This is a genomic window from Pseudomonas sp. A125, from assembly GCF_055409485.1.
Map to the genome: position 1 here is coordinate 59,118 of NZ_JBUZVP010000031.1, position 21,759 is coordinate 80,876.

The 21,759-nt window shown below is 59.9% G+C and carries 21 protein-coding genes and 4 tRNA genes; 11 read left to right on the plus strand and 14 right to left on the minus strand.

Going from position 1 to position 21,759, the window contains the following annotated elements:
* Positions 1-25: 25 nt before the first annotated feature.
* Positions 26-715 carry an energy-coupling factor ABC transporter permease gene (locus tag ACZRN6_RS30110; RefSeq protein ID WP_464009547.1) on the minus strand — a complete coding sequence of 230 codons (690 nt, stop codon included), beginning with the start codon at positions 713-715 and terminating at the stop codon, positions 26-28.
* A 664-nt stretch (positions 716-1,379) separates the two neighbouring features.
* Here ACZRN6_RS30110 and ACZRN6_RS30115 point away from each other — a divergent pair.
* The 8 genes from ACZRN6_RS30115 to ACZRN6_RS30150 all read left to right on the plus strand — a co-directional run bounded on the left by ACZRN6_RS30115 (position 1,380) and on the right by ACZRN6_RS30150 (position 9,749).
* Positions 1,380-2,630, plus strand: coding sequence for an OprD family outer membrane porin (locus ACZRN6_RS30115; protein ID WP_464009548.1), 1,251 nt, complete (start codon positions 1,380-1,382; stop codon positions 2,628-2,630).
* Between the two features lie 133 nt (positions 2,631-2,763).
* The gene (locus ACZRN6_RS30120; RefSeq protein ID WP_322148756.1) at positions 2,764-4,119 is read left to right on the plus strand and encodes a spinster family MFS transporter; all 1,356 of its coding nucleotides are present in this window, start codon (positions 2,764-2,766) and stop codon (positions 4,117-4,119) included.
* A gap of 85 nt (positions 4,120-4,204) precedes the next feature.
* Complete coding sequence (locus ACZRN6_RS30125; protein ID WP_322147576.1) at positions 4,205-5,170, plus strand: AraC family transcriptional regulator; 966 nt, start codon at positions 4,205-4,207, stop codon at positions 5,168-5,170.
* A gap of 104 nt (positions 5,171-5,274) precedes the next feature.
* Complete coding sequence (locus tag ACZRN6_RS30130; RefSeq protein ID WP_464009549.1) at positions 5,275-6,381, plus strand: NAD/NADP octopine/nopaline dehydrogenase family protein; 1,107 nt, start codon at positions 5,275-5,277, stop codon at positions 6,379-6,381.
* Positions 6,381-7,379, plus strand: a complete 999-nt coding sequence (locus ACZRN6_RS30135; RefSeq protein ID WP_322147579.1) for a 3-hydroxybutyryl-CoA dehydrogenase — start codon at positions 6,381-6,383, stop codon at positions 7,377-7,379. Before ACZRN6_RS30130 ends, ACZRN6_RS30135 begins: the two co-directional genes overlap by 1 nt.
* A gap of 118 nt (positions 7,380-7,497) precedes the next feature.
* Positions 7,498-8,127, plus strand: a complete 630-nt coding sequence (locus ACZRN6_RS30140; protein ID WP_008437312.1) for a DUF1780 domain-containing protein — start codon at positions 7,498-7,500, stop codon at positions 8,125-8,127.
* A gap of 89 nt (positions 8,128-8,216) precedes the next feature.
* Positions 8,217-8,390: a DUF3094 family protein gene (locus tag ACZRN6_RS30145; protein WP_010174986.1), complete on the plus strand. Its 174-nt coding sequence runs from the start codon at positions 8,217-8,219 to the stop codon at positions 8,388-8,390.
* 60 nt (positions 8,391-8,450) lie between these two features.
* Entirely contained in the window at positions 8,451-9,749 is a 1,299-nt protein-coding gene (locus tag ACZRN6_RS30150; RefSeq protein WP_464009550.1) for an NAD(P)/FAD-dependent oxidoreductase, read from the plus strand.
* 188 nt (positions 9,750-9,937) lie between these two features.
* Here the strand turns inward: ACZRN6_RS30150 and ACZRN6_RS30155 are convergent.
* From ACZRN6_RS30155 to rluD, 7 genes are all read right to left on the minus strand, one after another.
* Positions 9,938-10,014 (minus strand) — tRNA-Pro (locus ACZRN6_RS30155).
* Between the two features lie 95 nt (positions 10,015-10,109).
* Positions 10,110-10,185: transfer RNA gene (locus tag ACZRN6_RS30160), tRNA-Lys, on the minus strand.
* 5 nt (positions 10,186-10,190) lie between these two features.
* Positions 10,191-10,267 (minus strand) — tRNA-Pro (locus ACZRN6_RS30165).
* A gap of 9 nt (positions 10,268-10,276) precedes the next feature.
* Positions 10,277-10,352 (minus strand) — tRNA-Asn (locus tag ACZRN6_RS30170).
* Between the two features lie 300 nt (positions 10,353-10,652).
* Positions 10,653-13,217: an ATP-dependent chaperone ClpB gene (gene clpB, locus ACZRN6_RS30175; RefSeq protein ID WP_322147582.1), complete on the minus strand. Its 2,565-nt coding sequence runs from the start codon at positions 13,215-13,217 to the stop codon at positions 10,653-10,655.
* A gap of 131 nt (positions 13,218-13,348) precedes the next feature.
* On the minus strand, positions 13,349-14,074 hold the full coding sequence (pgeF, locus tag ACZRN6_RS30180) for a peptidoglycan editing factor PgeF (protein WP_464009551.1): 726 nt from the start codon (positions 14,072-14,074) through the stop codon (positions 13,349-13,351).
* On the minus strand, positions 14,071-15,033 hold the full coding sequence (gene rluD / locus ACZRN6_RS30185; RefSeq protein WP_003215899.1) for a 23S rRNA pseudouridine(1911/1915/1917) synthase RluD: 963 nt from the start codon (positions 15,031-15,033) through the stop codon (positions 14,071-14,073). The genes pgeF and rluD overlap by 4 nt, the downstream gene beginning before the upstream one ends.
* A gap of 149 nt (positions 15,034-15,182) precedes the next feature.
* On the opposite strand from rluD, the gene ACZRN6_RS30190 reads away from it, so the two are divergent.
* Complete coding sequence (locus tag ACZRN6_RS30190; RefSeq protein ID WP_322147584.1) at positions 15,183-16,208, plus strand: outer membrane protein assembly factor BamD; 1,026 nt, start codon at positions 15,183-15,185, stop codon at positions 16,206-16,208.
* A gap of 126 nt (positions 16,209-16,334) precedes the next feature.
* Positions 16,335-16,568: a PP0621 family protein gene (locus ACZRN6_RS30195; RefSeq protein WP_322147585.1), complete on the plus strand. Its 234-nt coding sequence runs from the start codon at positions 16,335-16,337 to the stop codon at positions 16,566-16,568.
* Here ACZRN6_RS30195 and thiO read toward each other — a convergent pair.
* The 5 genes from thiO to pilV all read right to left on the minus strand — a co-directional run bounded on the left by thiO (position 16,555) and on the right by pilV (position 19,853).
* Complete coding sequence (thiO, locus tag ACZRN6_RS30200; RefSeq protein WP_322147586.1) at positions 16,555-17,664, minus strand: glycine oxidase ThiO; 1,110 nt, start codon at positions 17,662-17,664, stop codon at positions 16,555-16,557. The genes ACZRN6_RS30195 and thiO overlap by 14 nt on opposite strands.
* A 61-nt stretch (positions 17,665-17,725) precedes the next feature.
* Complete coding sequence (locus ACZRN6_RS30205) at positions 17,726-18,127, minus strand: type IV pilin protein (RefSeq protein WP_464009552.1); 402 nt, start codon at positions 18,125-18,127, stop codon at positions 17,726-17,728.
* 12 nt (positions 18,128-18,139) lie between these two features.
* A complete protein-coding gene (locus tag ACZRN6_RS30210; protein WP_322147588.1) occupies positions 18,140-18,667 on the minus strand; it encodes a pilus assembly PilX family protein in 528 nt (175 codons plus the stop codon).
* Between the two features lie 5 nt (positions 18,668-18,672).
* On the minus strand, positions 18,673-19,380 hold the full coding sequence (locus tag ACZRN6_RS30215) for a PilW family protein (RefSeq protein ID WP_464009553.1): 708 nt from the start codon (positions 19,378-19,380) through the stop codon (positions 18,673-18,675).
* Positions 19,377-19,853, minus strand: coding sequence for a type IV pilus modification protein PilV (pilV, locus tag ACZRN6_RS30220; protein WP_464009554.1), 477 nt, complete (start codon positions 19,851-19,853; stop codon positions 19,377-19,379). The genes ACZRN6_RS30215 and pilV overlap by 4 nt, the downstream gene beginning before the upstream one ends.
* Before the next feature lie 219 nt (positions 19,854-20,072).
* On the opposite strand from pilV, the gene ACZRN6_RS30225 reads away from it, so the two are divergent.
* A complete protein-coding gene (locus tag ACZRN6_RS30225) occupies positions 20,073-20,654 on the plus strand; it encodes a GspH/FimT family pseudopilin (protein WP_464009555.1) in 582 nt (193 codons plus the stop codon).
* Here the strand turns inward: ACZRN6_RS30225 and ispH are convergent.
* The gene (gene ispH, locus ACZRN6_RS30230; RefSeq protein ID WP_322147593.1) at positions 20,608-21,555 is read right to left on the minus strand and encodes a 4-hydroxy-3-methylbut-2-enyl diphosphate reductase; all 948 of its coding nucleotides are present in this window, start codon (positions 21,553-21,555) and stop codon (positions 20,608-20,610) included. The two genes, ACZRN6_RS30225 and ispH, sit on opposite strands and share 47 nt — an antisense overlap.
* Positions 21,556-21,759: the final 204 nt, after the last annotated feature.

Genomic DNA, 21,759 nt, shown 5'->3' on the forward strand with positions numbered 1-21,759 from the left:
TCGTGTGAGCAGGATTTGACCTGGATCAACGGCGTGGATCGTCGTCCTTCCAGGGCGCCGAGAGGTAGCGTGTGCGGTTGAACGTCTCCAGCCACTCCGGGCAAAACACCACCAGGGCGCTGATCACCATGCCATTGATAAAGGCCTCGGGAAAAATGATCAGCCATAGGTAGCCGACAAAATCCTCGATCCATTCGGGCATCGCGAAGCGCCCGTCAAACCACAACAAGCCCAGGCCCGCCAGCAGGCACAACAAGGCCGACAGCGCGGCGGCGAAAAAGCCCGAACAAAAGATATACACAAAGGGATTACGCGGCTTCGCCCGCTCCACCAGCAACGCACAGCCTTCGGTCACCAGCACCGGCAACAGGACCAGCAGCATGCCGTTGATGCCCACTGCCGCCAGGTCGTGGCGACCGAGCAACACCAGGCCGAGCTGCGCGGCAAAGCCGCCGACGATCGCCAGGGGCCAATCGAGCAGCAAGGTCACGGCGGTCATACCGATGAAGTGGTAAGACACGCCTGTATCGAAATCCCGGCGCACCAACCACAACATAAACAACGCGAACACCGTGCCGAACAGCAAATGCTGGCGCCGCCGGTCGGCAAACAGCTCGACCCACGGCGAACGCAGGAGCGCCCACATCACCACCGGCGCATACAGCAGCCAGCCGATGCTGAGGGTTTCCGGCGCCAGCACCGCTGCGCTGATCACGGCTGCACCTGCTCCAGGGCCTGGAAAAGCACCACAAAAAACTTCACTGCACACACCTCTTTGCCCGAAAACGCTCGAGTGGCCAGTCTACACCGACCTTTTGACGCGGGACTTCCTGTAGTCATCATTGGCTGAAGAAGAAAGTCTGTCGACACAAGGAAAGCAGGAAAGATCAATGCCAGTGGCCGGCGCGCTGCTGGCTGCTTCTGCGCCCTCACAAGCTCACCGCTGAAGGTCCTGCGCAGGTTCCGGCATCCAGCTGCGCAATTGGAGAGCCACCTGCGCAATCGGGGAAGTTGCCTGGCAGCGCAGTCGCTAGTTTAGGGCCGACCCAAGCAAGACCTTGCGATTGCAGCGCTGCCGCCCGACTAAGGGAAACCTTTATCCGGCATGGAGTTTTCCCCCCTTCGGATGCTGTTCATCTCGATACCGTCGCGGCATCTGCTGACTTACCTTGGGTACACAGCAAACGTATCGTCGCAGCGGACTGCTTGTCGAAGCCGCCCGAAGCTGCGCCATAACAAAAAGAGGGAGCGCCCACGTGACAGCTCCCATGCACTGCGCCTGAGTCCCGCGGCCATCCACCGCGCGACTTCCAGGTATTTGGTTTGATTCTGCTCCTATAAAAACAGTGCCCAGGCACATACAGACGTGGAGAGGTTGGATGGTTCAGGTAAAGCAAATTTGCCGTGGGCGAAGTATTGCCGGCGTTTTGGGAATGATCTGTGCACCCTTGGCAGCCCAGGCCGATGTGATCGATGACAGTCACTTCAAAGTGGATGCACGCAACTTCTACTTGCACCGTAACTACACCAACACCGATGCACCGGTTCCCGAAGTGCACAGTTGGTCCCAGGGTTTCGATGCGCAGTTCACCTCCGGGTACACCGACACAGCTTTGGCCATCGGCCTGGATGTCGATGCGCAATACGCCGTGCGTCTGGATTCGTCAGGCAACGACGGTTCGCTGCCCTACAGTGTGAGTGACCGACAGACGGCCCATGACTACAGTCGCGCCGGTGCGACGTTCAAGATGCGCTACAGCAAGACTGAGCTGAAAGTCGGCGATCTTCGCCCGCAATTGCCGGTGGCTTTCGATGACACCAGTCGCCAGTTGGATACCATCTACCAGGGAGCTGTGGTCGAGTCCAGGGAGGTCGAAAAACTGACTCTGACCGCCGGCCGTTTCTGGTCGGCGGCGACCCGGGAGTCTTCCAACCACGAGAAGCTCTACAAGTACGGCGCCACCGATAATCTCGACAGCAGCGGCCTGGATTTTGGCGGCGCTACCTACGATATCTCCAAAAACCTGCAAGCCAGTTACTTCTATGGCGTGCTGCACGATATCTATCAGCAGCATTACGTCGGCCTGATGCACAACGCGGATCTGGGGGATGGCTACAGACTCAAGACCGATTTGCGCTACTTCAATAACAATGAAGACGGCAAGGCGTTGAACGGTGAGATTGACAACCGCTCCTGGGGTGCTTTGTTCACCCTGCTCAAGGGGGCCCACCAGTTTGGCGCCAGTTACCAGCGCATGCTCGGTGACAGTGTGTTCCCGACCCTGAACGGTTATATCCCGCAACCCTACCTGGTGAACTGGTCTTCCCTGGCGTTCGTCCGCCCGGGTGAAAAATCCTGGTCGGCGCGCTACGGCTATGACTTCGCCGGGATGGGCATACCGGGGCTCAAGTTCTACAGCCGCTACACCAAGGGCACCAACTGGAACCGTGGTGGCAACCTGAGCGACAACCAAGAAAGCGAACGTTTTTTGGGCATCAGCTACGTGGTACAGAGCGGGACGCTAAAAGGCCTCGGGCTGGACCTGCGCAACATCGACGTGAAGCAGAAGTACGGCTACGACTACGACGAGTTCCGTTTCGCCACGACCTATACCTGGAAGTTCTGGTAGGCAACTAACCCATGACAATAAGAGGCTTGACCATGCTCGAACCCATTGTCCTCTGCCTCTGCCTCACAACTCTCCATTCATTGTTCTACGGCGCACTACGTCCATGAGCAGACTCCTAGAGGAGCAACTACCAGTGAATATCCAGGTCGACAACGCAGCCCTGCAAAAGAAGAAAACCTACGTCTACGAGTGGTACGTGGTGGCCCTGTGCATGGTTGCCTACATCTTTTCATTCGTGGACCGCCAGATCCTGGCGTTAATGATCGAGCCGATCAAAGCCGACCTGCAGATCAGCGATACCCAGTTCAGCCTGTTGCACGGAATGGCCTTTTCGTTGTTCTACGCGTTCATGGGCATGCCCATCGCGTACCTGGCCGACCGCTTTTCGCGACCGAAGATCATCGCCGTCGGGGTGGTGGCCTGGAGCCTGATGACCGCCGCCTGCGGCCTGAGCAAAAGCTTTCTGCACATGTTCCTCGCCCGCATCGGTGTGGGCGTCGGTGAGGCGGCGCTGTCGCCTTCGGCCTACTCGATGTTCAGCGACATGTTCCCCAAAGAAAAACTTGGCCGCGCCGTGGGCATCTACTCGATCGGTTCGTTCGTCGGTGGCGGCCTGGCGTTCCTGGTGGGCGGCTATGTAATCGACATGCTCAAGGACATGAACACCATCGAGGTCGCCATTGTGGGCGCGGTGAAAGCCTGGCAACTGGCGTTTTTCATTGTCGGCCTGCCAGGCATCCTGGTGGGCCTGTTGATCTGGCTCACCGTGCGCGATCCGGCGCGTAAAGGTCTGCAAGTCAATGCCCAGGGCCAGGCCAGGAAGGTTGCGCTGGGCGATGGCTTGCGCTTCCTCGGCCGCCACCGGGCGACCTTCACCTGCCATTACCTGGGCTTTTCGTTCTATGCCATGGCCCTGTTCTGCCTGATGAGCTGGAGCCCGGCGCTCTATATCCGCAAGTTCGGCCTGTCGCCGGTGGAGGCGGGCTACATGCTCGGCACCGTGCTGTTGGTGGCCAACACCGCCGGCGTTTTGTTTGGTGGTTGGCTCACTGACTACCTGGCACAAAAAGGCCATCAGGACGCGGCCATGCGTACCGGGGTGATCGGTGCCCTGGGCATGGCGGTGCCGGCCGTACTGTTTTCGCAGGTGGACCAACTGTGGCTGTCGGTAACCCTGTTGGTGCCGGCGATGTTCTTCGCTTCGTTCCCGATGCCGGCCTCCACGGCGGCGATGCAGATCCTCGCGCCGAACCAGGTACGGGCGCAGGTCTCGGCGGTATTCCTGCTGATAAGCAACCTGCTGGGGTTGGGCCTGGGGACTACGCTGGTTGCGCTGTTGACCGACCGTTATTTCGGATCGCCCGCGGCGGTGGGCTCATCGATGTCGTTGGTGATCGCCAGCGCTTCCTTGTTGACGGTGCTTCTGCTGTGGCGCGGTTGCGGTCGCTTCCGTGAAAGCTATGCCCGGGAATATCCGACCCCGGCCTGATTTTTGCTGATCCATGATCGACGACTCGGCCTCGCTCCTGTTCAAGGGGCGGGGCCGACATGCTCCAGATCAGGAGACCCCTTTGATGTTGAATGACGTACACCTGCTGGAACGGCACAGCCTGCTGAGTTCGGCCGACTACTGTGAGATCAAGGACAAAGTCAGCCATTACCTGTGCCCCCACAGCTTCAACGTGCTGCGGGACGAGCCGATGCATACCCGGCTCAACGGGATATTTTTCGGCGATTCGGCACTGCTCGACCTGCGCTATGGCGCGCCGGTAGAGGTGACCATCGGCGATATCGCCGACCAGTACCTGTTCCGCATTACCTTGCAGGGCCATTGCGAGGTGGCCCACGGGAAGCGCAGCGCGGCGATGCAGTCGGGCTCCCTGAGCGTTTCCTCGCCCTTCGCGCAAAGCCGCATCGTCACCGACGGGCAATGCCGTAACCTGATCCTGCGGGTCGACCGTGACGCCCTGGAGATGCAGTTGCAGCGCCTGCTAGGCCGCAGCTTGCGCCATTCGGTGATCTTCGAGATCAGCGTCGATCATCTAGGCGTCGGCGTCGTCAGCCTTTATCACACCCTGGACTACATCTGCCGGTTGTACGGCAGCGGTGTGGACGGTTCGCGCATTGGCGGGGCCCTGTCCGAATACCTGATGCAACTGTTGCTGACTCAGCTACCGCACAATTACTCCGCCGACCTGCTGATCGACACTCGCGCGCCGCTGCCGCACCACGTCAAGAAGGCACGGGATTACATCGAGGCGCACCTGGACGAGTCGATCAGCCTGGCGACCCTGAGTGAGCTGTGTGGCGTCTCGGTCCGCACCCTGCAAAATGGTTTCAATCAGTTCCTGCAACAGGCGCCGGTGGAGTACATTCGCGACCGGCGCCTGGCGGCGATCCACGAGTCGCTCAAACAAGGCAAGGCTGGAGAAACCGTCACCGACATTCTGTTGCGCCACGGCATCAACAGCTTCGGGCATTTTTCCAGCGCCTATCGGCAACGCTATGGCTGCCTGCCGTCGGACACTCTGCGCCGATAGAAGCATTGAAGCTTCTGCGTAATTCGTAGGTCGGCTGCGCAATCGGATAAGTGCGTGAGGCTGGCGCCCGATAGCATCGAGTCTCTTACAAGAGGAGCGACTCCATGAATATTACGGTGCTGGGCGGTGGGCACGGTTGTTATGCCGCGGCTGTCGAAATGGCTGAAAATGGGCATCCGACTCGCCTGTGGCGTCGCGACGGCGCAGCACTCAATGAGTTGCTGGCGATCGGAAGCCTGACCATCAAGGACTATCGTGGCACTCGCCAGTTGTCCGTCGGCAAAGCGGGTGACAAGCTGTCGCTGACCGACCACCTCGGCGAAGCCCTGAGCGACGCACAACTGGTGATCATCCCTTTGCCATCCACCTCCCATGAAGACTTGGCCAAACACGTGGCGCCGTATCTGCAAGACGGTCAGGTGGTGTTTCTGCCGCCGGGCACGTTCGGCAGCTATGTGTTCGCCAGGGCCATGGCCGATGCAGGCAACCACAGCGACGTGGCTTTCGCGGAAACCGGCACGTTGCCGTATCTGGTGCGCAAGCACGGCGCCAGCGACCTGATAATCAGCGGCTACGCCACCCGCCTGCCGACGGGCGTGTTCCCCAGCAATCTGTCCGAGCGCGCCTTTGCGGTATTACGCGAGGCCTACCCAAGCGTCGAGCCGATCGAAGACGCCCTGAGTGGCGCGCTGATGAACGCCGGCCCGATCATCCATCCGCCGCTGATCATGATGAACGCCGGGCCCCTGGAGCACTTCGAGGCCTGGGACATCCACAACGAAGGCACCCAGCCGTCGATCCGCCGCGTGACCAGCCAACTGGATGCCGAACGCATTGCCCTGCGCGAAGCACTGACCTATGGCGCGCCGCATTTCCCGTTGGCCGACCATTACAACACCACTGAAGGCGACGAGTGGATGTATGGTCGCGGTGCCCACGGCAAGCTGACCGACAGCGGCGACTGGCGCGAAGACATCGACCTGCAAAAGCATCGCTACATGCTTGAAGACACTCGCCTGGGCCTGTCCTTCCTGGTGTCCGTCGGCCGTTGGGCCGGAGTGCCGACCCCGGTGGCACAGGGCTTGTTGAGCATCGCTTCGGTGGTCGCAGCACGTGACCTATACGCCGAAGGCCGAACACTGGAAAACCTGGGGCTGGCGGACCTGAGCCGGGCACAGATGACCGAACTCCTGACCAGAGGCTACAACTGATGAACGCCGCGCTGCCCCACGTCAGCGTGGTGGGCGCCGGGCGTATGGGCGAGGGCATTGCCCTGGCGTTCATCTATGCGGGCCTGCCGGTCAGCCTTATCGACATCAAGGATCGCACCGAAGATGAGCGGCACGGCTACTTCGAGCGCGTGCGCAACAACCTTCGCGGTGAACTGCAGACCCTGGTGCGCCTCGGGTTGCTCCAGGCGGATCAGGCCGACGTGGCGTTATCCCGGCTGGTGGTGCAATCCAGGTCCGCGGCGGGCGCGACGCTGGGTATGTGTGACTTGGTGTTTGAGGCGGTGCCGGAAGTCATCGACGTCAAGCAGCAGACGTTTGCCTGGGTCAGTGAGCATGTGGGCCCTGAAGCTATTATTGCTTCGACCACCTCGACCTTCCTGGTCACTGAACTGGCGGATATGGTCCGTGAGCCACAGCGTTTCGTTAACGCGCACTGGCTCAATCCCGCGCACCTGATGCCGCTGGTGGAAGTCAGCCGCAGCGACGCAACCTGCCCACGGGTGGTCGAGCGCCTGCTGCAACTGCTCAAGCGTATCGGCAAGGTGCCCGTGGTATGCAATCCGGTGGCTGGCTATATCGTCCCACGCATCCAGGCACTGGCGATGAATGAAGCGGCGCGGATGGTCGAGGAAGGCGTGGCAAGCGCCGAAGACATTGACACTGCGGTGCGCGTTGGCTTTGGTCTGCGCTTTTCGGTGCTGGGGCTGCTGGAGTTCATCGATTGGGGGGGAGGCGACATTCTCTATTACGCATCGCGTTACCTCAGCGACGCGCTGTCACCGCGGTTCGAGTCGCCACAGGTGATTGCCGACAACATGCAAAACGCGCGTAATGGCCTGCGAGACGGCCAGGGTTTCTACGATTACCGCGACCTGAACGTGGACGCTTACAAGCAGCAACGCCTTGCAGCCTTTGTCCGCAAGCTGGAATTGTCGGGGCTGACGCCCGAGTTCGATGGTGCATTGCAGCAGGACTGATATTTAGGCGCTGCCAGAGGCCGCGATCGTTTGATCTTGCTTTAAAGATCGGAAGATCAGCGGCAAGAAACCCTCGACAGACTTTATTAAGATCACATTTGGGCGCTAAGCTGGTGACATGGATGACTCAGATTATTTGCGCCTGCTCACCGTAGCGGCCGAACAAGCCAACGCATTTCTGTCCAATGCCCGCAAATGGGAGCGTGAGCGTTGGGTGTGCCAGCGCCTGTTGCAAGGCCTGAACGTGCCCTACCGCGCCGAAGAATTCCACGCGGCCGGGCAAGAGCCGCCAGACGTGCTGTTTCGCGATGCCAGCTTCGAGGTGTTTTTCGTTCTCGATGAGGGCCGGCGCCTGAATGACGAGTGGCGCGACGAACTGCTGCGCCGGCGCAGCGCGTTTTCCCTGAGCCAACTGGTTCGCCGAGAAGCCAAGCCCCGGCGCATTCCCGCCCACGAATTCCTGCTGCGCCTGGCGCCTACCCTGCGCAAGAAAGCGCACAACTATAAAGAGCGCGGCATGGACCTGGGGGAGCTGGACCTCATCGCCTTCGCCAGCCTCAAGCGCGAAGTGCTGGACCTCAACAGTCATTTTCCGCCACCCACCGAATACCTGCGCCAGGGCTGGCGCTCGTTGTCCCTCGTGGGCCCGACGTTTGCCCGGGTATTATTCGCCCATCCGGACGCTCCGGACTTCTTGCGCAACAATCTGGGGCGCAGCATAGTGTTTGATGTGGGTATCAGCCTGTGACCGGGCTGGCGACTATGCTTCTGGCATTGCCGCCAATCCCACGACTGTAACGTGGCGCCCTTTAGCAACGTCTACCTGACGAGGCCTTTATGACCAGCCGCCTGAACCCCGACGACCAGCAGCATGTCGAAGAGTACCTGCAACTGTCCCAGAACCAAGTCGAGCGCAAGCCTTTCCGGCCCTGGCTGCTCCTTGCCGTGGTACTGGTTGCGGTGATCGGCCTGGGTTTGTTGAGCCGCCTTTTGAGTTACCTGACGCTATGAGCTGCCTTGCGCTCGCTCGGGTAACCGCACCGATTTCTTTTAGCCTTGCGAGATATCCCCATGACCCATCGTATTATTATCGTCGGCGGCGGCGCCGGCGGCCTGGAGTTGGCTACCCGCCTGGGTAAGACTCTGGGCAAGCGCGGCACCGCCAGCATCACGCTGGTGGACGCCAACCTCACCCACATCTGGAAACCCTTGCTCCACGAAGTGGCGGCGGGCTCGCTGAACTCGTCGGAAGACGAACTCAATTATGTTGCCCAAGCCAAATGGAACCACTTCGAGTTCCAGTTGGGGCGCATGAGCGGGCTCGATCGTGAGCAGAAAAAAATCCAGCTGGCCGCCACCCTCGACGAAGCAGGCCGGGAACTGGTGCCTGCGCGCGTGCTGGGCTACGACAGCCTGGTGATCGCCGTCGGCAGTACCACCAATGACTTCGGCACCGAGGGCGCGGCGCAACACTGCCTGTTCCTCGACACCCGCAAGCAGGCTGAACGCTTCCATCAGCAGTTGCTCAATCACTATCTGCGCGCTCATGCCGGGCAAACGGACGTCGTGGAGCAGATCAGCGTTGCCATCGTCGGCGCCGGTGCCACGGGCGTCGAGCTGGCGGCCGAACTGCATAACGCCGCGCATGAACTGGCCGCCTATGGCCTGGACAAGATCAAGCCGGAAAACATGCACATCACCCTGATCGAAGCCGGCCCTCGGGTGTTGCCTGCCCTGCCGGAGCGTATTGGCGGGCCTGTGCATAAAACCCTGGAAAAACTCGGGGTGACGGTGCTGACCAACTCCGCCGTGAGTGAGGTGACTGCCGACGCCCTGATCACCAGCAGCGGCCAGGTGATTGCGGCCAGCCTCAAGGTCTGGGCCGCCGGGATTCGTGCGCCAGGGTTTCTCAAGGACATCGACGGCCTGGAAACCAACCGTATCAACCAACTGCAAGTGCTGCCGACCCTGCAAACCACGCGCGACGAGAACATTTTTGCCTTTGGTGACTGTGCAGCCTGCCCGCAACCTGGCACCGATCGTAATGTGCCACCACGGGCCCAGGCGGCTCACCAGCAGGCGTCGTTGCTGGCCAAGTCGCTGAAACTGCGGATCGAGGGCAAGGACCTGCCGTCGTACAAGTACACCGACTATGGCTCGCTGATCTCGCTGTCGCGTTTTTCGGCGGTGGGTAACTTGATGGGCAACCTGACGGGCAGCGTGATGCTGGAAGGCTGGCTGGCGCGGATGTTTTATGTGTCGCTTTACCGTATGCACCAAATGGCGCTGTATGGCTTCTTCCGCACGGCGATGCTGATGCTGGGGAGCAAGATTGGGCGAGGCACCGAGCCACGCCTTAAATTGCACTGATACCGCAACGCCATATTGGGCCAAGCTTCTGTGGGAGCTGGCTTGCCTGCGATGCAGACACCTCGATGTATCTTTCAGACCGAGGCGATGTCATCGCAGGCAAGCCAGCTCCCACATTTGTTTCGCGGTGAAGCTTAAAATTCAGACAAAAAAAATCCCCGTATCTTTCGATACGAGGATTTTTAATATGGTCGGGGTAAGGGGATTCGAACTCCTGACATCCTGCTCCCAAAGCAGGCGCGCTACCGGACTGCGCTATACCCCGGTAAAAAAAAGGCGACCTTTCAGTCGCCTTCTTCGATCAGTGCTTTTGGCCTCTGATCTTAAGATTCGATTCCAGCGTTAATCTGGTCTCAAAAATGGTGGGTCGTGTGGGATTCGAACCTACGACCAATTGGTTAAAAGCCAACTGCTCTACCAACTGAGCTAACGACCCAAATATGGTCGGGGTAAGGGGATTCGAACTCCTGACATCCTGCTCCCAAAGCAGGCGCGCTACCGGACTGCGCTATACCCCGGTTTGAAATTGGCTCCGTGACCAGGACTCGAACCTGGGACCCAATGATTAACAGTCATTTGCTCTACCGACTGAGCTATCACGGAACTACATATTTCAAAGTGTTACGTTGTTGCTTGTTACGTTCTCTTCAACCCTTCCGTATCGCTACGTTAGTGCCTCTGAGGCGCGCTATTCTACAATCTTAAAAACCCCTGTCAACCCTTTAAATTGCTTTTAAGACAATGATTTGCGCTTCTTTCTGATTTCTCCTTGGGGAGAAGAAACCGTTGGGCTGACGTTGCTGCGGGGCGCACTTTACAAGCCTTTGCCTTACAGTTCAACGCCCTATCGAAAAAAAAGGCCCCGCAAAGCGGGGCCCCTTCTTATAGCGCAGCAGCTTGGGCTCAATGGAAGACGATTTCGTCGTTTTCCACGGTTGCCTCGACACTGGTGCCCGGCATAAAGCTGCCCGACAGGATCAGCTGTGCCAACGGGTTCTCGATCCAGCGCTGGATCGCACGTTTCAACGGCCGTGCGCCATACACCGGGTCATAACCCACGGCGATCAACTTATCCAACGCCTCGCGGCTCAGGTCCAGCGACAACTCACGCTCCGCCAGACGGCTGCGCAAGCGGCCCAACTGGATCTCGGTGATGCCCGCGATTTGATCCCGCGCCAGAGGCTCGAAGATCACCACTTCATCTACCCGGTTGATGAACTCCGGCCGGAAGTGGCTGGTCAGCGCGTCCATCACCGCTGCACGCTGGGCCTCACGATCACCCACCAGTTCCTGGATTTGCGCCGAGCCCAGGTTGGAGGTCATCACGATCACCGTATTCTTGAAGTCCACGGTGCGCCCGTGACTGTCGGTCAGGCGGCCATCTTCCAGCACCTGCAGCAACACGTTGAACACATCCGGGTGAGCCTTTTCGACCTCGTCCAGCAGGATCACCGAGTAAGGCTTGCGCCGTACCGCTTCGGTCAGGTAACCGCCTTCCTCGTAGCCCACATAGCCTGGTGGTGCCCCGATCAAACGAGCCACGGAATGTTTCTCCATGAACTCGGACATGTCGATCCGCACCATCGCCTCTTCGGTATCAAAGAGGAACTCGGCCAAGGCCTTGCACAACTCGGTCTTGCCCACGCCGGTCGGGCCGAGGAACATGAACGAGCCGCTCGGACGGTTCGGGTCGGACAACCCGGCGCGGGAACGCCGCACCGCGTTGGACACCGCAACCACCGCCTCGTCCTGGCCAATCACGCGCTGGTGCAACAGGCTTTCCATCTTCAGCAGCTTGTCGCGCTCGCCTTCGAGCATTTTCGACACGGGAATACCGGTCCACTTCGACACGACTTCAGCAATTTCTTCCTCGGTCACCTTGCTGCGCAGCAACTGGTTCTCCGGCTTGCCGTGCTGGTCGACCATCTGCAGGCTGCGTTCCAGGTCCGGGATCACCCCGTACTGCAACTCGGCCATGCGGTTCAGGTCGCCTTTACGGCGCGCGGCTTCCAGTTCCTGACGGGACTGCTCGATCTTTTGCTGGATCTGCGCAGAACCCTGCACTTCGGCTTTCTCCGAGGTCCAGATTTCTTCGAGGTCCGAATACTCGCGTTCCAGGCGAACAATTTCTTCCTGGAGTTTTTCCAGGCGCTTCTTCGCCGGCTCGTCCTCTTCTTTCTTCAGGGCCTGGGATTCAACTTTCAGCTGAATCAGGCGCCGATCCAGGCGGTCGAGCACTTCGGGCTTCGAATCGATCTCCATCCGGATACGGCTGGCCGCTTCGTCGATCAGGTCGATGGCCTTGTCCGGCAACTGCCGGTCAGTGATATAGCGATGGCTCAACTTCGCCGCCGCAATGATCGCGCCGTCGGTGATCGCGACTTTATGGTGCACCTCATACCGCTCTTTCAGGCCACGCAGGATCGCGATGGTGTCTTCTTCGCTCGGCTCTTCCACCAGTACTTTCTGGAAGCGACGCTCAAGGGCGGCGTCTTTCTCGATGTACTGGCGGTATTCGTTCAATGTGGTCGCACCGACGCAATGCAACTCGCCACGCGCCAGTGCCGGCTTGAGCATGTTGCCCGCATCCATCGAACCTTCGCCCTTACCGGCGCCGACCATGGTGTGCAGTTCGTCGATAAACAGAATGATCTGCCCTTCCTGCTTCGACAGTTCATTGAGCAGGGATTTCAGACGCTCCTCGAACTCGCCGCGGAACTTGGCGCCGGCAATCAGCGACCCCATGTCCAGGGACAGCAGACGCTTGCCTTTAAGGCCGTCTGGCACTTCACCATTAATGATGCGCTGGGCCAGGCCTTCGGCAATCGCGGTTTTACCCACGCCAGGCTCGCCGATCAGCACCGGGTTGTTCTTGGTGCGGCGTTGCAGGACCTGGATGGTGCGACGAATTTCGTCGTCACGGCCGATCACCGGATCGAGCTTGCCCTCTTCGGCACGCTTGGTCAGGTCGACCGTATATTTATCCAGGGCCTGGCGCGACTCCTCATGATTGGGGTCGTTTACGGCTTCGCCGCCACGCAGATTGTTGATGGCGTTTTCCAGGGCCTTTTTGCTCACGCCCTGGCCCAGCAACAATTTGCCGAGCTTGCTGTTGTCGTCCATCGCGGCGAGCAACACCACTTCACTGGAGATGAACTGGTCACCCTTCTGCTGGGCCAGGCGGTCTGCCTGGTTCAGCAGGCGTGCCAAGTCCTGGGACATGTTCACGTCGCCAGTAGGATTTTGGATTTTCGGCAGTTGGTCGAGCTCTTTGCTCAACTCCTTGCGCAGGCTGTTGACGTCAAAGCCCACCTGCATCAGCAAGGGTTTGATGGAGCCGCCTTGCTGCTCCAGGAGCGCTTGCATCAAGTGCGCGGGCTCGATGGCCGGATGGTCGAGGCCAACCGCCAGGGATTGGGCATCAGATAAAGCCAACTGCAATTTGCTGGTTAAACGATCAATACGCATTAGTCACCTTCCTTTTGAGCAGGCCGGAGCTGTAAACACATCCTGAATGAAGAAACCTGCCAGATACCCCTATAGATGTGGTCGATTCTGGAAGATTCAAGCGGCCAATAGTTGACGCAGGTCAGGAGAGTCTAGCGTTCAAGCCAGATAAGGGAGGCAAATCGACCGGTGCGCGGGCTGCGCCGGTAAGAATAGAAGCGGGGATCGGTCACGGTGCACAAACCACCACCGTAAACAGCAGTGACACCGCAGGCGGCGAGACGTAGGCGGGCCAGTTGGTAGATGTCGGCCATGAACTTGCCCGGGTTCTGACTGGGGATGAACGCCTCAATCGTTGCCGGAAGTTGCTGCATAAAAGCTTCACGCACCTCCGGCCCCACTTCAAAGGCTTGCGGGCCAATGGCCGGCCCCAACCACACCAGTACTTCGCCAGGCTCGGTGGCCATGCTCTCGACGGTCGCTTCCAATACGCCAGCGGCCAAGCCACGCCAGCCGGCATGGGCTGCCGCAACGCGGGTGCCAGCACGATTGCAGAACAAGGCAGGCAGGCAATCCGCCGTCATTGATGTGCAGGCGATGCCAGGGGTGCTGGTCCAACTGCCATCGGCTTCGGCAGTCTGGCCGGGATCGGCCTCAACCACGCCAACACCGTGGACCTGGCGCAGCCAGGCAGGCTGGATATTGAAGGCATCGTTGAGGCGACGGCGATTTTCGAGAACGGCTTCAAGGCTGTCCTCGACATGATCACCGAGATTGAGGCTGTCGAACGGCGCCAAACTGACGCCGCCCGCACGGGTGGTAACGCAGGCTTTCACCCCGGCCGGCGCGGGCCAGTCAGGAATCAGCCAGTCACTCATCCGATAAACGCCTCGCGGTCTTGCTTGAGCAGCGACAACAACCAGACAAAATCGTCTGGAAGTGGCGATTCCCAGCTCATCCGCTTACCGCTCGTCGGATGATCCAGTTCCAGGAAGCGTGCATGCAGCGCCTGGCGCGGGAAGGTTTTCAGCGAATCAACCATGGTTGCACTGGCCGCAGGCGGAATACGGAAGCGGCCACCGTAGGCCGGGTCTCCGACCAACGGGAAGTTGATGTGCGCCATGTGCACCCGGATCTGGTGCGTACGACCGGTTTCCAGCTTCACCCGCACGTGGGTGTGGGAGCGGAAACGCTCAAGCACGCGATAATGGCTGACAGCTTGTTTGCCGCCTTCCATCACGGCCATGCGCTGGCGCTGCTGGCCGTGGCGACCGATAGGGGCATTGATTTTGCCACCGGCGGTGACCACACCGATCACGATGCATTCGTAGATCCGGCTGACACTGCGACTCTGCAGTTGTGTGACCAACTGCGTCTGCGCCTGAATGGTCTTGGCTACCACCATAAGGCCGGTGGTGTCCTTGTCCAGACGGTGCACGATGCCGCAGCGCGGGACGTTGATGATGTCCGGCACGTGGTGCAGCAAGGCATTTAGCAAGGTGCCATCAGCGTGCCCGGCTGCCGGGTGAACCACCAGGCCTGCGGGTTTGTTGATCACCAGGATGTCGTCGTCTTCATAGACGATGTCCAGTTCAATATCCTGGGCGATCCATTCTCCCTGGGCTTCCTGCTCGGCAGTCAGCTCAAGAATCGCACCGCCATGAACTATGTCTCGCGGGCGGATAACCGCTCCATCCACAGTCAGGCGGCCGTCTTTGATCCAGGCGGAAAGGCGCGAGCGCGAGTGCTCAGCGAATAATTGTGCGGCGACTTGATCGAGGCGTTGGCCGCCCAATTCGGACGGCACCTCTGCGCGAAGTTCAATTTTATCGGACATGCTCAGACTAGGCGTGGCACAGCCTTTGGTTTCGGCTGCGCGCTTGTGGTTAAATACGGCGTCTTTTGCCCCGAGGCTTTCCAAGGGGCGCTCATCATAACAGGACGGCCCCGCCCAAGACAGCGGCCGTCATAGGGACGCAAGCCGCCATGCAAGTGAAACACCTGCTGCTGATCGCCATCCTCGCCATGACTGCTGCTTGCTCGTCAACAAAGGAAGTCGTCGACGAAAACCTGAGCGAGGTCGAGCTGTACCAACAAGCTCAGACCGACCTGAACAACAACAGCTACACCAGCGCCACGGCAAAGCTGAAGGCACTGGAGTCGCGGTATCCGTTCGGGCGCTACGCCGACCAGGCCCAGCTTGAGCTGATCTACGCCAACTACAAGAACGCTGAACCGGAAGCTGCCAAGTCCGCCGCCGAGCGTTTTATCCGCCTGCACCCGCAGCACCCGAACGTCGACTATGCCTACTACCTCAAGGGCCTGACCTCGTTTGACCAGGACGTTGGCCTGCTGGCGCGCTTCCTGCCGCTGGACATGACCAAGCGTGACCCGGGCGCTGCCCGCGACTCCTACAACGAGTTTGCGCAGCTGACCAGCCGCTACCCAAACAGCCGCTACGCGCCGGACGCCAAGCAGCGCATGATCTACCTGCGCAACCTGCTGGCTTCCTATGAGATCCACGTAGCCCACTACTACCTGACCCGTCAGGCCTATGTCGCAGCCGCCAACCGTGGCCGCTATGTAGTGGAAAACTTCCAGGAAACCCCATCCGTGGGTGACGGCCTGGCCGTGATGACCGAGGCTTACCAGCGCTTGCACCTGGACGCCCTGGCTGCAACCAGCCTGGAAACCCTGAAGCTGAACTACCCCGACCACCCAAGCCTGAAGGACGGTCAGTTCGTGCCTCAGGTTGCCGAAGCCGACAACCGTTCGTGGTTGAGCAAATACACCCTGGGCCTGATCGAGTCCCGTCCACCGCTGCCGCCGGGCGAAACCCGCGCCAACCAGGACATCATCAAGCAGTACCAGGATGCCAAGGATTCGATTCCATCGGACCTCAAGCCGCGTGACGAAAACGGCGACATCATTGAAGAACAAGGCCCTCAAGCCCTGGGCAACAATGAAGATCGCTCGTGGTTCAGCTACATGACTTTCGGTGTATTCGACTGATTGTTCGCCGCGATGCAAAAAGGGAGACCCTCGGGTCTCCCTTTTTTTGTCTGCGATTTAATTCCGCTGTGCGCGTGTCACGTCCTTGGCTAAACTGCCGAATTCCTTGTCGAGAAGCTGCCCACCATGGTTCGTCTACTGTTCTGGATTGCCGTTATTGCCGCCGCGGTATGGTTTTGGCGCAAATTCAAAAGCCCGGCCGCCAAACAGCAACGGCCCAGCGAACCCGGCACTATCCAGATGGTTCGTTGCGCCCACTGTGGCCTTCACCTGCCGCAGGATCGGGCCTTGAGCCAACGCCAGGACTGGTATTGCACCCAGGCGCATCTTGAGCAGGGCCCGAAGTCTATCCAGCGTTGATTCGGCCTGCGGGTGCGTAAGGCGCCGGGTCAATGATCGGCTCACGCTCCAGCAACAAATCGGCAAACAACTGGCAGGACGCCGGCGCCAGTACCAGGCCGTTGCGGTAATGCCCGCAGTTGAGCCACAGCCCTTCAAACCCGGGCACCTTGCCGATATAGGGAATGCCTTCTGGCGACCCGGGCCGCAAGCCAGCCCAATGCCCCACCACTTCAGCATCGGCCAGGGCCGGAATCAACTCCACGGCAGAGGCTTTCAAGCTTGCCAGCGCGGAATCGGTGGGCGTCTTGTCGAAGCCTTCATGCTCCAGCGTGCTGCCGATCAGAATGTGCCCATCGCGCCGGGGAATTGCATAGCGGCCCTTGGCCAGGACCATGCACGACAAAAAGTCCGACGCGCATTTGTACAGGATCATCTGCCCCTTGACCGGTTCCACGGGCAACGCCAACCCCAGGCTACCCAGCAGCTCACCGCTCCAGGCACCGGCCGCAAGTACTACGTGATCGCCACGTATCGGCCCGAGTGCGGTATTCACCCCGACAACTTTACCGCCCTCCTGAATAAAGCCCTCAACCGCGCATTGTTCGTGAATCGTCACGCCTGGCAGGGCCAGCAAGGCTGCCTTGAGGGATTTGACCAGCCTTGGATTGCGCACATTGGCCACATCCGCCATGTAGATCGCCTGGGAAAACCCGGCCCCCAGGACCGGCACAGCATCATGGGCAGCTGATACATCCACCTTGCTTAACGGGCGCCTTTCACGGGCGGCCCAGGCGAGCGCCTCGGTTTCATCTTCCAGGTCCAGCCAATACAGGCCCGTGGTGTGAACTTCCGGATCGACGCCGGTAGCTGCGAACAAACGTTCAGCCAGTTGCGGGTAGAAGTCCTGGGACCAATGCGCCAATGCAGTCACCGCAGGGCTGTAGCGCCACGGGTACAGTGGCGAAACAATGCCGCCACCTGCCCAGGAAGACTCCTGCCCGACCGCCGAGCGGTCCAGCAGTACAACCGACTGCCCTTGGGATGCCAGATTGAACGCCGTCAACAATCCGATTACCCCACCACCCACAACCACTATTTGCTGTTGTTTAGCCATTGTTCGATCCAGCCGATAAAAGAAAAAGGCACGCCCGGCGCCCAATCATGCAGCGTCGCCATCATTGCCCCCAGCACGCCGTGCGCGACGTTTCAGGCGCGGCTCCCGGATTGCTTCGTAAGCCGGTACTGCTCAGGCTGAAGGCGGCACAGGAATCACCCGCCATCACCGAGTCACTTGCAGGCGTGGCAAGCAGAGCGAAATCCTGAGGGTTCAATGCAGCAGTGATTCTATAGCGATCATTGCCGGCGATGACGCCAGTCGCATCAATAAAAGTGCCGTTCCTCGCATAATAACGCTCAAGCTGCTGGGCTTGTTCGGTCAGCAACCCGGCGATTTGCGCGCGATAGACCTTTTTCATATGGCTGGTATATCCGGGATAGGCGACGCCCGCCAGGAGCCCGACGATCGCCACGGCGATCAATAATTCGATCAGGGTGAAACCAGTGCAATCCTTGCCCATCGTGCTGCTCACCTATTGAAGTTGCCGCCACATGATTCGTCGAAAACGCTCACCGGGTCCGCTGCCCACTCGCGCATACACAGACTCCAGGACGGAACGCGAGTGGCCACTGACTCCCACCGAGGTCACGCGATAAAGGTTTGCCTGGGTTTCTGCCGGAAGATGGGCGAGCCCCTTGGCCTGCCCCAGATTTTGAATACCGTAGAGGCCATTTTTCATCCCGACCCAGGTGACCGTAGAGACGGGGTTCGTTCCAGGCCCAACCACCGAAACCGACTCGGCAGGTGGCGCGCACGCGGCAGTCGAGCGGCAGGGAAGCCGCGCAAACCCAGGCGCCTGTACCACAGACTCGCCGAGCCTTAGGCCGCTTTCGGCCACCTGAAACGACTGGTTGCGCTGCCGGGTGCTGCCAGTAATTTTTTCTTGCGAAATTGCTCCGCGCATCGAAGCCAGCCCGAGAAGCGCCAACAGCAGCAGGAACACCAGACTGATCAGCAACACCATGCCTGCCTGACTTGAACGAGAGGGGTAATAACCCATGGGTGCTACTCCAGACGATTGCGCAGCGCCGCTACAACACTGTAGGTCTGGTCTTTAACCAACCCTTTTGGATCCTGAAGTGTCAGTAGAATCCGTACGCTGCGTATCAACGACTCATCGCCGGGGCTGGGGTCATATCGGGTGACAACCGTTGAGCCCTGCTTGTCGGCCACGCCGAAGCTGATGTCGAATGCCGCAACGTTATCCACGAGCACCGCCCTGCTCGGGGCCGCCAGTGTGCTGAACTTCAACTGATCACCCTCAAAGGTGTAAGTCAGCTTGCGCAGTGGCAAGCGCACTTGCCCGGACGCCGGTGTTGGCGGGCCGCCCGCGTAGGCGTGGGCAGTACCGGTGCAATCGGAAAGCACCGCCCAGTCAGGCTTGCTGCCGCCCTCGCCCACGTCAGCGGTTATGAGTGTCAGGGACCGGGAGCCGCCCATGGCACTCCAGCCGATGGGACGATCAAACTCCACGGGGGCATTACTGATTGAGGCAGTGGCCAGGCAACCAAACATACCCACCTGGCGTATCTCCTGAATCAGCTTGCCCAGCACAAACCGTGCATCATCCTGCAACAGCGAAGCCGCGTTCTGACTGGCATAGGTGATTCGGGAACTGAGCGCAATCTGGGTCACGCCCATGATCAGCACCAGGCCGAGGGCCAATGCCAGCAGCATCTCCACCAGGCTGAAACCCCGATCAGGCGCTTTCATGGCAACACCCTCGGATCGACGGCAACCCGGCTGGTCAGGGTGAACGTTTCCCGGGCGCCTTGAGCCTTCGCTCCACGGGAGTCATCCCAGCTGATGCTGATGGTCACCTCTCGCTGACTGACCGAAACCGACCCCTTGGCACTTTCCCCGGCAAACCCTGCGATGTTGGCTTCGAAGTCGTGCAGGTCCAGGTCACGCACACTTGCAACCGAAGTGCCGGAAGGCGCGCGCTCATTCTGCCCCCATGAGTAATCCACGCCAGAGTTGGCGCGAATCCGGTCGAGCATGTCGTACGCAATGAAACTGGCCTGACTGGTCATCCTGGAACTGTCGGCGTATTTCAGCGCATTGAGCTGAATCACCGCCGCGCCCAGCAGGCCGACTGCCAGGATCAGCACAGAGACCAGGACCTCGATCAGGGTCATCCCGGCTTGGGTCAGTTGAGGGCGAATCGTTAGGGGGCAAGCGTTCATTACCATCGTCATCCATGTCGAGGGTCATCAAAAAGCAGCGGGAAATCTGCCAAGCAACGCAAGACTAGCGCCGGTCTTGCCCGAGCGCTGCACCCCGGAACAAAGCGAAATACTTTGGACAGGATGGCCACCATTCGACGCATCAGCCTGGGCGCTATAACTATGTCTGCCACCCGGCACCCACTGAAAAAGCACACCGCGTCCACGGAGGGACGGCACATGAAACAAAGGGGTTTCTCGCTGATTGAACTGATACTGGGCCTGTTCCTGAGTGGCATCCTGGCCAATCTGGCAGTGCCCAGCTTGAAGGGGTTGCTTGAGTCGCAACGACGCCAGAGCGCCGCCGAATCCCTCGCTGGCGGGGTACGTTACGCCCGCACAGAAGCTATCGCACGCAACCGCACGGTGGTCATCCATGCACTGGACGATGACTGGAGCCTGGGATGGAGGGTGATACTAGACCTGAACGGTCGCGGCCATCTGGACGACCACAATCCGGTGCTGCTGGTACACCAGGACAGCGGCCAGATACCGATTGTGGGGAATACGCCAGTCAGAACCCAGATACGCTTCAGCGGCCTGGGAGAACCGCTGCTGTCAGCAGGAGCATTCAGCGCCGGCACCGTTCACGTATGTGCAACGGACCAGCAACTGAGCCTGTATCAGATAGTACTGGCCGCCAGCGGGCGCATCAGCCTGCGCAGCAACAAGACCGAGCAGGCGCTGTGCCGGGGCTATGCCGGCACGCTTGGGCTCAGAGCAGCGAGCGGACCCGCAGCTCCTTGGGCATGGAGAAAGTGATGTTTTCTTCCCGGCCAGCCAGCTCATCAGCGCCGGTGGCGCCCCAAGCCTGCAGTTGCTGGATAACGCCGCGTACCAATACTTCCGGGGCCGAGGCACCCGCGGTGATACCGATGCGCTCGACACCGTCGAACCAGCTGCGCTGCAGGTCTTCCGCACCATCGATCAGGTACGCCGGAGTGGCCATACGCTCGGCCAGTTCGCGCAGGCGGTTGGAGTTGGAGCTGTTGGGGCTGCCCACAACCAGCACCACGTCGCATTCGTCGGCCAACTGCTTGACCGCATCCTGGCGATTTTGCGTGGCGTAGCAGATGTCGTCCTTGCGCGGCCCGCCGATGGCCGGGAAACGCGTACGCAGGGCATCGATGACGCGGCTGGTGTCGTCCATGGACAAGGTGGTCTGGGTAACAAAGGCCAGCTTTTCAGGGTTGTGCACCTGCAAGGCGGCGACGTCTTTTTCGTCTTCCACCAGGTAGATCGCGCCGCCATTGCTGGCGTCATACTGGCCCATGGTGCCTTCGACTTCCGGGTGACCGGCGTGGCCGATCAGGATGCACTCACGCCCGTCACGGCTGTAGCGCGCGACCTCGATATGCACCTTGGTCACCAGCGGGCAGGTGGCATCGAACACTTTCAGGCCACGGCCTGCCGCTTCAGTGCGTACCGCCTGGGAAACACCGTGGGCGCTGAAGATGACAATAACGTCGTCCGGCACTTGGTCCAGCTCTTCAACGAAGATAGCACCGCGACTGCGCAGGTCCTCGACCACGAATTTGTTGTGGACGACTTCATGGCGCACATAAATCGGCGGCCCGAAGACTTCCAGGGCGCGGTTGACGATTTCAATCGCCCGGTCCACGCCGGCGCAGAAGCCACGGGGGTTGGCGAGTTTGATTTGCATGCTGTGCCTCGTGTCTTGCCCTTTAGGAGCGAGCTTGTGTGGTGAGGGAGCTTGCTCTCGCTGGGCTGCAAAGCAGCCCCAATCTGGGCAATCAAGACACGTCAGATGTATCTCGATGAACAGTTTGGGAGTGCTATGCACTCCAGCGGGAGCAAGCTCCCTCGCCACAACAGGCTCAGTCCTACAGTAGGCCGGTTTCGTTAG